Annotated in this window: 14 protein-coding genes; 10 read left to right on the top strand and 4 right to left on the bottom strand. The window is 37.5% G+C overall.

Going from position 1 to position 13,157, the window contains the following annotated elements; translation table 11 throughout:
- Window positions 1–7: 7 nt before the first annotated feature.
- The 4 genes from SOLCA_RS17410 to SOLCA_RS17395 all read right to left on the bottom strand — a co-directional run bounded on the left by SOLCA_RS17410 (window position 8) and on the right by SOLCA_RS17395 (window position 4,376).
- Window positions 8–1,132: an aspartate aminotransferase family protein gene (locus SOLCA_RS17410; RefSeq protein ID WP_042481602.1), complete on the bottom strand. Its 1,125-nt coding sequence runs from the start codon at window positions 1,130–1,132 to the stop codon at window positions 8–10.
- Between the two features lie 134 nt (window positions 1,133–1,266).
- A complete protein-coding gene (gene argC / locus SOLCA_RS17405; RefSeq protein ID WP_014681779.1) occupies window positions 1,267–2,253 on the bottom strand; it encodes an N-acetyl-gamma-glutamyl-phosphate reductase in 987 nt (328 codons plus the stop codon).
- Window positions 2,254–2,348: 95 nt separating this feature from the next.
- The gene (locus tag SOLCA_RS17400) at window positions 2,349–3,536 is read right to left on the bottom strand and encodes an argininosuccinate synthase (RefSeq protein WP_014681778.1); all 1,188 of its coding nucleotides are present in this window, start codon (window positions 3,534–3,536) and stop codon (window positions 2,349–2,351) included.
- A gap of 135 nt (window positions 3,537–3,671) precedes the next feature.
- On the bottom strand, window positions 3,672–4,376 hold the full coding sequence (locus SOLCA_RS17395) for an acetyltransferase (RefSeq protein ID WP_014681777.1): 705 nt from the start codon (window positions 4,374–4,376) through the stop codon (window positions 3,672–3,674).
- 551 nt (window positions 4,377–4,927) lie between these two features.
- Between SOLCA_RS17395 and SOLCA_RS17390 the strand changes: the two genes are divergently transcribed.
- The 10 genes from SOLCA_RS17390 to SOLCA_RS17345 all read left to right on the top strand — a co-directional run bounded on the left by SOLCA_RS17390 (window position 4,928) and on the right by SOLCA_RS17345 (window position 13,147).
- Window positions 4,928–5,215: a hypothetical protein gene (locus tag SOLCA_RS17390; protein ID WP_014681776.1), complete on the top strand. Its 288-nt coding sequence runs from the start codon at window positions 4,928–4,930 to the stop codon at window positions 5,213–5,215.
- Window positions 5,216–5,403: 188 nt separating this feature from the next.
- Window positions 5,404–5,889 (top strand): tetratricopeptide repeat protein, encoded by a 486-nt coding sequence (locus SOLCA_RS17385; RefSeq protein ID WP_014681775.1) that lies wholly within the window; start codon window positions 5,404–5,406, stop codon window positions 5,887–5,889.
- Window positions 5,890–6,029: 140 nt separating this feature from the next.
- Window positions 6,030–7,181, top strand: coding sequence for a DUF4407 domain-containing protein (locus SOLCA_RS17380; protein WP_014681774.1), 1,152 nt, complete (start codon window positions 6,030–6,032; stop codon window positions 7,179–7,181).
- Between the two features lie 67 nt (window positions 7,182–7,248).
- Entirely contained in the window at window positions 7,249–8,640 is a 1,392-nt protein-coding gene (locus SOLCA_RS17375) for a M28 family peptidase (RefSeq protein WP_014681773.1), read from the top strand.
- A gap of 180 nt (window positions 8,641–8,820) precedes the next feature.
- Window positions 8,821–9,321, top strand: a complete 501-nt coding sequence (locus SOLCA_RS22515; RefSeq protein WP_052308617.1) for a CHRD domain-containing protein — start codon at window positions 8,821–8,823, stop codon at window positions 9,319–9,321.
- A 16-nt stretch (window positions 9,322–9,337) separates the two neighbouring features.
- Window positions 9,338–9,712 carry a hypothetical protein gene (locus SOLCA_RS17365; RefSeq protein ID WP_014681771.1) on the top strand — a complete coding sequence of 125 codons (375 nt, stop codon included), beginning with the start codon at window positions 9,338–9,340 and terminating at the stop codon, window positions 9,710–9,712.
- Window positions 9,713–9,731: 19 nt separating this feature from the next.
- Window positions 9,732–10,289, top strand: coding sequence for a YceI family protein (locus SOLCA_RS17360; protein WP_014681770.1), 558 nt, complete (start codon window positions 9,732–9,734; stop codon window positions 10,287–10,289).
- A gap of 27 nt (window positions 10,290–10,316) precedes the next feature.
- Window positions 10,317–11,285 carry a DUF5777 family beta-barrel protein gene (locus tag SOLCA_RS17355; RefSeq protein ID WP_014681769.1) on the top strand — a complete coding sequence of 323 codons (969 nt, stop codon included), beginning with the start codon at window positions 10,317–10,319 and terminating at the stop codon, window positions 11,283–11,285.
- A 65-nt stretch (window positions 11,286–11,350) separates the two neighbouring features.
- Window positions 11,351–11,947, top strand: a complete 597-nt coding sequence (locus SOLCA_RS17350; RefSeq protein WP_014681768.1) for an RNA polymerase sigma factor — start codon at window positions 11,351–11,353, stop codon at window positions 11,945–11,947.
- 12 nt (window positions 11,948–11,959) lie between these two features.
- Window positions 11,960–13,147, top strand: coding sequence for a hypothetical protein (locus SOLCA_RS17345; protein ID WP_014681767.1), 1,188 nt, complete (start codon window positions 11,960–11,962; stop codon window positions 13,145–13,147).
- The last annotated feature ends 10 nt before the right edge of the window (window positions 13,148–13,157 follow it).

Below are 13,157 nucleotides of genomic sequence, written 5' to 3'. Positions count from 1 at the left end.
GGTTTCTCTAATTTACTACTTCTGCAAATGCTTTTAAGAAATGATCGGCTTCCGATTTAGTAATATTTAAAGGAGGAAGCAGTCTAATTGTATTCTGTTTACCCGACACTCCGGTTAATATTTTATGATCGATCATTAATTTTTTGCGAACGTCGGCGTAGTTATCCAATTCAACACCTATCATTAAACCATAACCACGAACATCTTTAATTGCACTGATTTTTTTTAATTCGACCATTAAATAAGTGCCTACTTCGGCAGCATTATGCATGAGGTTTTCCTGCTTGATAATGTCACAAACAGCGATTGCAGCAGCACAAGCTAAATGATTACCACCGAAAGTTGTTCCAAGCATTCCATGTTTTGGTTCGATGTGTGGAGCAATGATGATCCCGCCAATAGGGAAGCCATTGCCCATACCTTTAGCCATTGAGATAATATCGGCTTTAACATTTGAATGTTGGTGCGAAAAGAATTTACCTGAGCGACCGTAACCCGACTGGATTTCATCCATAATCATTAAAGCGCCAAATTTATCGCATAACGAACGGATCTTTTGCAAGAAAGAATCGGTAGGAACTTGAACGCCACCAACACCTTGTAACCCTTCAACAATTACACCCGCAATCTGATCATTCATCACTACTTCCAATGCCGCCTCATCATTAAACGGAACAAAAATGATGTTTGATGTTTCGTTAACAGGAGCAATAATTGATTTATCATCGGTAGCAGCCACCACAGCGGATGTACGGCCGTGAAACGATTTGCTGAAAGCTATAATCTTTTTGCGACCAGTATGGAATGACGCCAGTTTTAGTGCATTCTCGTTTGCTTCTGCACCTGAGTTACATAAGAACAAGCTATAATCTTCATAGCCGCCAGTTAACGCACCTAACTTTTGAGCCAATTCTTTTTGAATAGGAATTTGAACGGAGTTTGAATAAAAACCAATTTTATTCAACTGATCAGTGATCGATTTTACATAATGCGGATGCGTATGTCCGATTGAAATAACCGCATGTCCGCCATATAGATCTAAATATTTATTGCCATTCTCATCCCAAACGTAGCAGCCTTCTGCTTTTGTTAACTCAAAGGGAAATAATGGATATACGTCGAATAATGTCATATTAATAGATTTGAGATTTGGGATCTGAGATATGTGATTTTTGCTATCACCGATCCCCAATCTAATTGATAAACTCAAAGACTTTGGTAAAGGATTTTTCTCAAATCCCATATCTAAAATCTCACATCTGAATCTTAAAACCCTACCGGTTTCAGTCTTAAGCCCGCTGTTTCATCAAGTCCAAACAGTAAGTTCATATTTTGAACAGCTTGCCCGGATGCTCCTTTTAGCAGGTTGTCAATAATGCTTAATACCATCAGCTTATCCCCATGTTTTTCTACATGCACTAAACATTTATTGGTATTCACCACCTGTTTTAAATCGATGTTTTTATCCGAAACATGCGTAAAGGGATGACCGTCATAATAATCTTTATAAAGCTGAACAGCTTCTTCTTGAGTTCCGTTAAAGTTAAGATAAGCCGAAGCCATAATGCCCCGTGCAAAATCACCACGATAAGGAATAAAATTGATTGACTTCTCAAAACCATTTTGCAATTGTTTTAAGCTTTGGCCAATCTCTTTTAAGTGCTGGTGCTCGAAAGCCTTATAAACAGAAAGGTTATTGTTTCTCCACGAAAAATGAGAGGTTGAACTTAATGATTGTCCGGCTCCGGTTGAACCTGTAGTTGCCGAAATGTGAACCTCATCAGTCAACAGGCCTTTTGCCGCTAATGGTAATAATGCTAATTGAATACAGGTAGCAAAACAACCAGGATTAGCAATGTTGGCAGCCTTCTTAATCTCTTCACGTTGAAGTTCAGGTAGTCCGTAAACAAAGTCATGGCCGTCAATAGAGGCATGCGACTTCAATCGGAAATCCTGGCTTAAATCGATAACCTTGATCTTTACGTCGAACGGATTGGCAGCTAAGAATTTCTTTGCATCGCCATGACCAACACATAAAAATAAAACATCAATATTCTGAGAAGTTTCAGAAGCAAACTTAAGGTCTGTATCACCCAACAGATCGGTATGAACATCTGAAATTAAGTTCCCTGCATTACTGTTACTATGTACGAAGGCAATTTCAACATTAGGGTGGTTGATCAGGATGCGTAATAATTCGCCTCCTGTATATCCAGCTCCGCCGATGATGCCCGCTTTAATTTTTTGAGACATGTGTTATCAGATATGAGATGTGGGATTTGAGATTTAAGATATAGATAACCGATTTGTTATCTCACAGCTAAAATCTCATATCTCACGTCTAAATGCTACAAATTATTTACTTTATGATAAATGCTCACCTGGTTGCCGAATATTTTGGTGAAGCCTTTTACGTCTTCTCCGGTCCATGCGTTATTCATCTCACCGTAGCTTCCGAATTTGGCACTCATTAAATCATGATCAGATTCAATACCAGTAACGATATATTGATACGGTTTAAGGCTAACGAATACTTTACCGCTTACAAACTTTTGAGTGCTTTGTAAGAAGGCCTCGATATCGCGCATGGTAGGATCAAGTAACTGACCTTCGTGTAGCCAGTTGCCGTAGAACATAGAAAGTTGATCTTTCCAATACAATTGCCATTTGGTTAACACATGTTTTTCTAACGTATGGTGGGCCTTAATAATAATAAGAGGGGCTGCAGCTTCAAAACCAACACGGCCTTTGATGCCTATAATAGTGTCGCCAATGTGAATATCACGACCAATTCCGAAAGGAGCAGCAATAGCCGTTAGTGCTAATATTGCTGCTGAAGGTTTAGCGAATTTTTCATCGTTGATACCTTTAAGTTCACCGTTTTCAAAGTGAAGTACGATGTTTTCAGGTTCTGTTTTGGTAACCTGTGTAGGCCATGCAGATTCAGGTAAAAATCCATGAGAGGTTAATGTTTCTGCACCACCAACTGAAGTTCCCCAGATACCTTTATTAATGGAGTATTTAGCTTTTTCTGCGCTATAAACTACGCCGTGCTCAGCAAGGAATTCAATCTCTGCTTCACGAGATAATTTCATGTCGCGGATAGGTGTAATGATTTCCACCTCAGGAACCATGATCTGGAATACCATGTCAAAACGGACCTGATCGTTTCCTGCTCCGGTAGAACCATGAGCAATGGCATCAGCACCGATCTCTTTTGCAAAGGTGGCAATAGCCATCGCTTGTGCAATACGCTCAGCACTTACAGATAATGGATAAGTATTGTTTTTAAGGATGTTTCCGAAGATGAGATATTTGATGCAGCTCTCGTAATAGTTGTCTATTTCGTTGATGCATCGGTAACTTTTGGCGCCCAGGGCGAGGGCTCTTTGTTCGATCTGAACTAATTCTTCTTTACTAAAACCGCCGGTATCAACCGTAACGGCATGCACTTCCATGTTTTTTACCTTTGATAGGTACACGGCGCAATATGAGGTATCTAAGCCGCCGCTGAATGCCAAAACTACTTTTTTCATTTTTGCTTTTAAGGGTATAAAATTACAGGCACTAATGATCCGGAAGACTCTTTCCGTGTCCTTTAATACGTTGTATGTTGGTTAAATTATTCACTTTATTACTTTCTTGTCGGTTTTAAAGCCGATATATTCTGATTAAAAAAATCGAAACAAGGAGCGTCCGCTATTAGTTGAGCTACCTCCACCATTTTCTTTTTTAAGAAATAATTTTAAAAATTTAGACTGTTTAAGACGCATGAAACGCTCATACAGTTTTGAATGCTGTTTAAAATCTTCGGCCGTTTCTTCTGGTTTGTGATGATTAACAGGATCATAAAGCATCGCAGTACACAAACAGTTTTTGCGACCCTTTGCCATTAAAATCTCATGGTTCACACAACTTTGACATCCTTTCCAGAATTCTTCGTCTGTAGTAAGTTCTGAATAGGTAACAGGCTCATAACCTAGGTCAGAGTTAATTTTCATCACGGCAAGCCCTGTTGTTAAACCAAAAATCTTTGCATCAGGATATTTGCTGCGTGAAAGGCTGAAGATCTCTTGTTTGATGGCTTTTGCTAAACCCACTTTACGAAATTCGGGATTAACAATAAGTCCGGAATTAGCTACAAACTTTTCATGGCTCCAGGTTTCAATATAGCAGAATCCTGCCCATGTGCCGTCCTTATGAAGCGCAATAACGGATTTTCCTTCCCGCATTTTATTTGCCACATATTCTGGTGAACGTTTGGCAATACCCGTTCCCCTGGCTTTGGCTGACTCAGCCATCTCCTCCACAATTTGCTCCGAATAAGAAATATGTTTTTCGGAAGCAACAATTATATCAAAATCAGAAAGTTGCACTTTTTCTAAAAAAATGATTGGATGACAAAAATGTAACGAAACCTAGTAATTCTTGTTTTACAAAAATCGCTTTAAATAGTTAAGTTAACGTTAAATGTTCTGGAATTTTGAGGCATGACCACTACGTAAGCGGTCTGTATTAAAATGGACGCATCAGCGTCGCGGGAAGTAAGCAACCGGGGTTGGGTGAACAAAAACTACGCACATAAGCGTAGAAAAAACCACTTCTTTCGAAGCGTTTATCATATCGGTTACGTATGATAAAAGTTGTTTTTTCATTTATTTATTTAATAAACAGGAGTTTGAATTAATCTTAATTTTTTGCAAATATTCACATTTATATTTAAAAATTGCAAGTAAAAAAAATAAAAAATGCATTTTTATTAATTTATGACATTTAAATCGCATTTAATTTCAATGATCTTGTTTTGTTTTAGAAAGAATGACAATCTCGTTAACTCGCCTGATATATTTGTAAATATTTAAAAATTAATTGTTTATATTTATGTGGAGCAAATTTTCAATCTGTTAATTAAAACCCCTTTAATCAGATGAAAACATTATTCTTTGACACCCACAATGATCGACAATTTAACAGGGCCTCTTGGGCAATTTTCTTTGTATGCGCAGCTTTAGCTCTTGTTTGTTTGTTCTCCGGAGTATTCCATGATTACCGGTGGACAATACTATTGGCTTATCTTATTTTGCTTCCTGGATTGATTGTGAGAGAGTGGTATAATTATGGGCATGATGGATTTGCTTTTGCAATTACGGTAATGTTTTTTGTAGGGGCTACCCTCTATATAATATTTGCCTGGACCGGTTTTTTAAATCATTGATCTGCTTATAAAAACGTATTAGTAGGACCAGTTGTCGAAACAGCTGGTCCTTTTTTTGGTTCTATAAACAATTATATTACTTGCTAAATGTAACATAATTGCTTTTTTTACGTTTTATCGAAAATGTAAAAAGCCTTTAAGGAAATAGTGTTTTTGTGGTTTTTTGCGCCAAATCTTAATACATCATAATGAATACCCGATTAGAAGACCTTTGTCTTGAAGCAGATGCCTCAATAAGAAATAGTGCCTATTTAGAAGCTAAACAGTTATATGAGCAAATGTTAATGGATGATCCAACCTCGCACCATGCACATAATTGTTTGGGATGGTTGTATAAATCTCAGCTAGATGATTATGAAAAAGCTGAAAAACATTACAGAGCCGCGATTAAGTATGCACCGTCATATCCTCATCCCTATATAAACTTATCTATTTTGCTTACAGATATGGAGCGTTGGATAGAACTTGAACTTTTGTTAGATACAGCAAAAGAAGTGGCAGCGATTGATAAATGTACGGTACAAGTTCGATTTGCAATAATGTACGAGTTGCGCCAGGATTTTTATAAAGCAATGGATCATTTTAAAAATGCAGCGAAATTAGCGTTGAATGATGAGCGTTTCGAAGGAATAAGGAAAGACATTGAACGCTGTAAATTAAAGTTGGAGCTTTAAAAATTGTTTCTTGAGATGCTTTTAAGCGATCACTAAATCTTTAGTGGTCGCTTTTATTTTTTTACCTTCTGCAACAAAAATATTTCAAATAATTTCCTCAAAAACAGCAACCTTTGTATTGCATACAACCATGCATAACAATGGAAAAATTACAAAACTTTTTCTGGTTCTGTTCCGGAGTAAATAAAGATGTTTTACAGAAACATTCGACAGAATATAACAAATATTTAAGTATTGGTGCGACCGTGTTTTTTACGGCAGTTTTTGCAGCACTATCCGGAGGTTATGCGCTCTGGTTTGTTTTTTCAGGGAGCAACATGGCTGTAGTATATGCGGTTGTTTTCGGAATGTTGTGGGGGCTTGCAATATTTAATCTCGACAGGTACATCGTATCAAGTATCAGTAAGCATGGTTCTGCGTGGAAGCAGTTGCTACAGGCCCTACCTCGATTGATTCTGGCTATTTTGGTGGCCATTGTTATTGCTCGCCCATTGGAGCTTAAAATATTTGATAAAGAGATCAAGTCTAAGCTTAAAGAAAACTATCTGTCGGATCACAAATCAAGAATTGATACCATCAATCTTAGTTTTAATAAGAAATACAGTATCGAATTAAACAAACGTTCCGTAATTCAAAAAGAGGTAGATAGTTTAGACAAGGAAATAAAAAATTTACGATATGTACTAAACCAGGAAATCTTTGGCGACAGGACTAACCAGACTTCAGGAAGAATGGGTTATGGTCCGTATGCGAAGATGAAAGAAAATGTAATTATTCAAAAAGAAAATCGTTTAGCATCTTTGAGAGCTGAGGGGATAAAACTAGATAGCTTAATTGCAGCGCGGAAGGAGGCTGACGGCTTAAACCGACAGGTTATTTTAGATGATAAAGCGTTGGATAGTTTGGCCACTTTAGCGGGTTTTGCTGATAGAAACAGGGCTTTGGCACAGATTTCGGTATTGAGAAATGGAAAAGATGATGGTTCAACCGCGACAGCAGTTTTATTTATTAGTTTACTGTTTGTTGCATTTGAATGTTTGCCTGTAATCGTTAAATTGCTTACAACAAAAGGTCCATATGACGAAGAAGTTTTTGCCATAGAATCGGTAAAAATGAATGAACTGATAAAAGATGCAGAGAAATCTGTACAAGTCAGGGAACGTCTACAGGAAACCGCAATCGATCTTGAATTAAAGAAACAAGAAGTATTGAGGACCGAAAAGTCAAAGGCCGAAACAGATACCGGCTTAGCCGAAATTGAGCGTTGGAAAGATGAACAGTTAAGTAATTAGTTATGTGTTAGCTTAAACTGACCATTACTTGTTACGATCCACATATAAAAGTATATTAAGTAACTTCATGAAGCGTATATTTTTCGTACTTGTAGCAGTTTTTGTAGTCAATTTAAGTTATGCCCAAAAAGTAGACACTGCCTATAAAAAGATAACTAATAAAATTAATATCCAGGAAAATGAAGTGAGGCGTATCATCTCAACGCTTGCTGCCGACTCCATGTTGGGACGTGGATTATATAACCACGGAGCGATGAAGGCGGCCGACTTTATTGAAGGGGAATATAAGAAAATCGGACTTGAAACCTGGAATGTTGCGGCCGTAAAAGGGTACAGACAAGGATTATCAGCCGTAAGATTGAAATCACTAGACGGTACCGTAAAAATCGGCGATTCAGTTATTGACAGTAGAAATGTCATATTTGTTTCAGACAAGTCTGAGTTTACCTGGAGCGATACTTCAGCAAAAAAACCATTAGTGGTACATATTGGACCCAAGGACGATATCCTTTCCCGATTAAAAATAGTTGAAGCAACAAAAGATGATGCTATAATTTTGATTGATGTAGCTCTGCGCCAGTTCTTTGGAGCTTACCGATCAAAGTTTAGGCGTGATCGTTTTGAGACAGATAGTGCTACCTTGTCAAAAAGTTCATATGTCTTCATATTAACAGATAAGACAACACTCCCTAAATACAATATTCATCTTAAAACCAATATTGAGTATGTTCCACTTTACAATATGATAGGTGTAATACCCGGAAAGAGTAAGAAAAATGAGTATGTGATTTACTCAGCGCACTATGACAATCTCGGAGTTATTGGGGTAAATAAAGGTGATTCAATCGCAAACGGAGCCGATGAAAATGCTTCGGGAGTTACGGCAGTCCTTGCTCTTGCCAAATATTTTAAAGAAAAAAATGATAATGAGCGAACCTTGCTTTTCGTGAATTATGGTGCTGAAACGGTTTCTTCATTAAGTTCTAAATATTTTGCTAAGCATATCGATGGCAATAGTGTTGTTGCCGTAGTTAACCTGGACGCCATCGGAAAAGAATCTAAATTCGGCCCTCGATCGACATTTATCACTGGATTTGATAAAAGCAATTTAGGTGAACATTTTGCGGAGAAGGCCAATCAGATAAAATTTAAGTTTAAGGCCGATCCTTATAAGGATAAAGGGTTGTTTTATCAGGCTGCAAATACTCCTTTGGGTATGATGGGAGTTCCTTCGCATACATTTTCAACCATTCAGATAGATATTGATCGTTATTTTAATTCGGTTAGAGATGACATGAATACGATCGAGCTTGAAAACATGGTAGAAATCATTAAAGCTGTAGCATTTGTTTCGGATGATTTAATAAAAGGTGTGTTTACCCCTTCAAAAATCTCAAATTACAAAGATGATCCTAGCAGTCCGCGTAATATTAAAAGGGCACAAAACAGCGGTCATTAAAGAAAATAGTTAATGAATAGAAGAGGCCGGATTTCCATATAAAGGAATCCGGCCTCTTTCATTTAAGTAAAATTTATTTCTTGTCTAGGCAACCATTTCGTTTTTCTCTCCGTAATCCCTATAAAGCGCTAAAACAATTCTTACGTAAGAGTAAATGATTAACATTAATGCTTTATGGCAATGAAACAAACTCCTAACTTGATTACAAAGGCAAGCAGTGCGCTTACCTTAATCGTACTTGCATTTTTTATCGGATTTTCATCTTGTTCAAGTAGTAATGATGATAATCCTTCGCCAGGCAATACAAAAGTTCTTTATTCCGGAACTTTTGCTAAATCAAACAATACAGTTACAACTACTGCAACTGGTGCAGTTTCAGCAGAACTTAACACTTCTAATAATGAACTTTCATACTCTATTTCATGGAACAATCTGACCAGTGCTGTTGGTGATATGCATTTCCATGATAACGGACCAATTATCGTTCATATCGAAGGTTTTCCAACAACTGTAAGTGGCAGTTTTTCAGGAAAAACCACATTGACAGCTGGTCAGGTTACAGATTTAGGAGGTGGAAAGATTTACGTTCAAATTCACACAGTGAACTTTCCAGGAGGAGAAGTAATAGCTACACTGACCAAAACCGGTGGTTCTAACCCATCTCCATCACCTGGATACTAATTAAAATTCAACAATTATGATGAAGAACACCGTTTTCTTGATGATCATACTAGCTTTTTGTAGTTGGGGATGTTCAAAGACGGCACCAGAAGAGCCCTCGGGTAATCCTCCCACCGGATGTACTCCCCAATTCCCTGATAAGCAAGTTACATACAATGGGTATGTGAAAAATATTATCACACTTAACTGTACTCAAAGCTGTCATAAAGGTGGAAATTCCTTAGGTACAGGTAATTTTACAACCTATGCCGGGGTGAAACCATACGCTGATCAGTTCCCTTTAAGAGTAATATCCGATAATGCGGATATGCCACAAGGAGGAGTTCGATTACCTAAAGCTGTTCGTGATTCATTAAATATATGGGTGAAGAATTGTGCCCCTGAAAATTAATGTATTAATGACTTGGTTCATGAAAAAGATTTTGCTTATAGTAGGTGTTTTAAGTTTGGCAGCGGTAGAACTAAAAGCTCAAACTCAGTTAGTATCTCGCAATGCGGAGTTGAGCTTTTATTCTTCCGCACCTATTGAAGACATTAAAGCAAGTAGCAAGAATGGATATTCAATAATGGATATGCAGGCGAAAACGGTATATTTCAAAGTAGATATGCGAACCTTTAAGTTTAGGAAAGGATTAATGGAAGAGCATTTTAATGAAAATTACATTGAAAGCGACCGATATCCTTATGCTGAATATAAAGGTAAAATTGTGGATGAAATAGACCTCTCGAAAGACGGAGATTATCAGGTTACTGTAAAAGGGGATCTCTTACTTCATAATGTTTCCCAGAGTTATACCACAAAAGCCGACATAAAGGTAAAGGAGGGGCGGGTAAGTGCATCTTCTAGTTTTAAAGTAAAGTTGGTAGATCACAAAATAAAGATTCCAACCTTACTTATCAAAAACATTGCAGAGGTGGTGGATGTGTCTGTTTCAGTAGTTTATGCCGATGCTAATAAGAAGATTTAAGAACAATTTAAGATTCAGACCAATAAAATGAAAGCCGTATATTTACTTATCCTTGGGTGTGTTTATACCTCCATTGTTATGGCACAAACGGATTCCATAAAAACATCACCAGATTCTGCAGTTGCGGTAGAACGCTTTCCTGTTACCTCCACTTTTAAGTCAGGGCTGATCATCAATGCTCAATCAAACGAAACACTACACAAGAACGATTTGCTGGTAGATATTGCACACCGATTCGGAGATATTGCAGGTGAAAATGGAGGTTCACATAATTTCTATGGACTTGACAATTCAACTGATATTTTGATTTCGCTTAAGTATGGAATTACCGATCGGTTGATGATAGGAGGGGGAAGGGCAAAAGGTGCTCCTAATGGCGTAAATACTTATCAGAAAGAGTTGTATTACTTGAGTTTGAAGTATAAATTGTTACAACAAACAACAGATGATAAAATGCCACTTTCAGTAACATTATACGGAAATACGGTAATCAGTGGAATGGAATCTCTTGACTTGGAAACATCAGATGCTGATTTTCAGAATTTTGGTGATAGGATGAGTTTTACTTTGCAGACGATTTTGACTCGAAAGTTTAGTCGCAACTTTTCCTTTGCATTACTTCCTACCTATATACACCGCAATTATGTGACTTTTATGGATATGGGTGATATGTTTGCTTTGGGAGCAGGAGGACGATTAAAGTTTTCGAAAAGAATGGCCTTAGTGGTTGATTATTTTCTTCCGTTCAGAACTTCAGCAAGCAAAGATTATTTTAGAGATGTACAAGAGTTTAATTTTTATCATCCTTTAGGTATTGCGTTGGAAATAGAAACAGGAGGGCATGTGTTTAATCTGAGTTTCACCAACTCAACGGCCTTACTGGATACACAATTTATTCCAAGTACAAGTACTTCATGGACAAAAGGAGAGTTTCGCTGGGGCTTTAATATATCCAGAGTTTTTACACTGTCGCATAAAGAGAATAAACAAAGGTAGGTTGATGATAAGTGTATTAGAGAGAAAAGGGAAAGTATAAAGCGTTTATAGCTCTATTTTAATTAATGACAGAAGAGCAACTACAACTGTTGATCAGGGGCTGTATTAATAATGACCGCCAAAGTCAGAAAATGCTGTATCAGGCATTTTATGGCTTTGCTATGAGCATTTGTTTACGCTACGCTAATAATCGGTATGATGCGGCAGAGGTTGTTAATGAAGGTTTTTTTAAGATCTATACGCATATGGAAAAGTATGATCAGCAACGTCCTTTTAAAGCTTGGCTAAGCAAGATTATGCACAATGTTTCCGTTGACTATTATAGATCGAACATAAAGTCAACATTAACTGACGAATTAGATGGAGCCGAAACAATAGAAATAAAAGCTGAGATTGAAGATAAATTGGCTTACGAGGACCTGCTTGCAATTATTCAACGATTGCCGGCAGCTTATCGGACAGTTTTTAACTTGTTTGCCATTGATGGTTACACTCATGATGAAATTGCTGAAATGCTCAATATTTCATCCGGAACTTCAAAGTCAAATCTGTTTAAAGCCAGGCAGAAGCTACAACAAATGCTTGTCGACTTTCCCCACGGCCTGGATAGAGTTGATTCACAAACGGTACTAACTGTGACTATCAATCAATCAATGGAATAAAGAGTAGCAATAATGAAAGAGTTTAAAAATTTAGATGAACTTTTTAAGGAGGGGCTTGGGAGCGCAGAAGATCGTATTGCTTTTAATGAAAGTGATTGGGATAAGCTTGAACGTCGTTTAGATAAAAAGAAAAACAGAATTCCGGTAATGTGGCTTGCAACTGCAGGTGGCATTGCTGCTATTTTGGCATTGGTATTTGTGTGGATGCAATTTGAATCGTCATCGCTTACAAAACCTGCGCAGGATATCACAAAAAAGGTTTCTCCTGAACAAAAGAATAGCATCATTCAACAAGGTAGAAAAGATAAATTTGACCATAAAGAGGACATAAAGGTTGTTCAGCAGGATGCCATTCCGGCTCAAAATCAGATCGAAGTAGCTAAGAGCACACCTAATAAAATACAGGGCTTTCCATTAGCTGATAATGTTTTTTCAAAATCTGATAATCCGACTGTGTTAAGTCCCATCAACAATGGAGGGGTATCGCAGCGTAAGGTTGCTGGTATGCCATTAATTGATACAGCAAAGCTAACCGGTAATTTAAGCCGTTCGATAGCTCAGGTTAATGCTAATCAAAAAAGAAATCCATACTTGGGTAAACTAACCTTTAGTGTGGGGGCTGCCCCTGCTCTAAATGGAGTAAACACATTGAAGGGCGGCGACTGGGGTGGCGATCTTGGAATGGCGTTAACAATAGGTTTATCGAAAAAATGGAGTGTGACAACTGGTGTTATCTATGCGAAAAAAGTTTACTCAACAGGTTACGAAAACTATAATCCGGTTAATCCCCCTCCGGTATCTTACAGTCCTACATCGATTGATGCGGATTGCCGGGTATTAGATATTCCGCTTAACATTAACTACCAATTATTTAGCAAGAAACAGAATACGGTAAAATTGAGTACGGGTTTATCTTCCTATATGATGTTAAAGGAAGATTATTACTTTAATTACAGCTACTCTAATCCGTCTTATCCGGAGAAGTATGAGGTAAACAATGAAAATAAGCATTGGTTGGGGGTTGTAAATGCATCAGTTGAATACCAACGGAAAATCAACTCGACTATGAGTATCGGAATTCAACCATTTGTTAAAATTCCTTTGGATGGAGTGGGATATTCAAGGGTTAAGCTGAAAACAGCCGGTGTGGCTGTGAAGCTAAATATTGACCTCGGAAAAGGAAAAAAGAAAGAACAGTAAACCGCAAAGA

Origin of the sequence: Solitalea canadensis DSM 3403 (assembly GCF_000242635.2) — a bacterium.
GTDB lineage: Bacteria > Bacteroidota > Bacteroidia > Sphingobacteriales > Sphingobacteriaceae > Solitalea > Solitalea canadensis.
The sequence above is the reverse complement of the archived record's forward strand: the minus strand, read 5'-3'. Positions and strand labels throughout refer to the sequence as shown.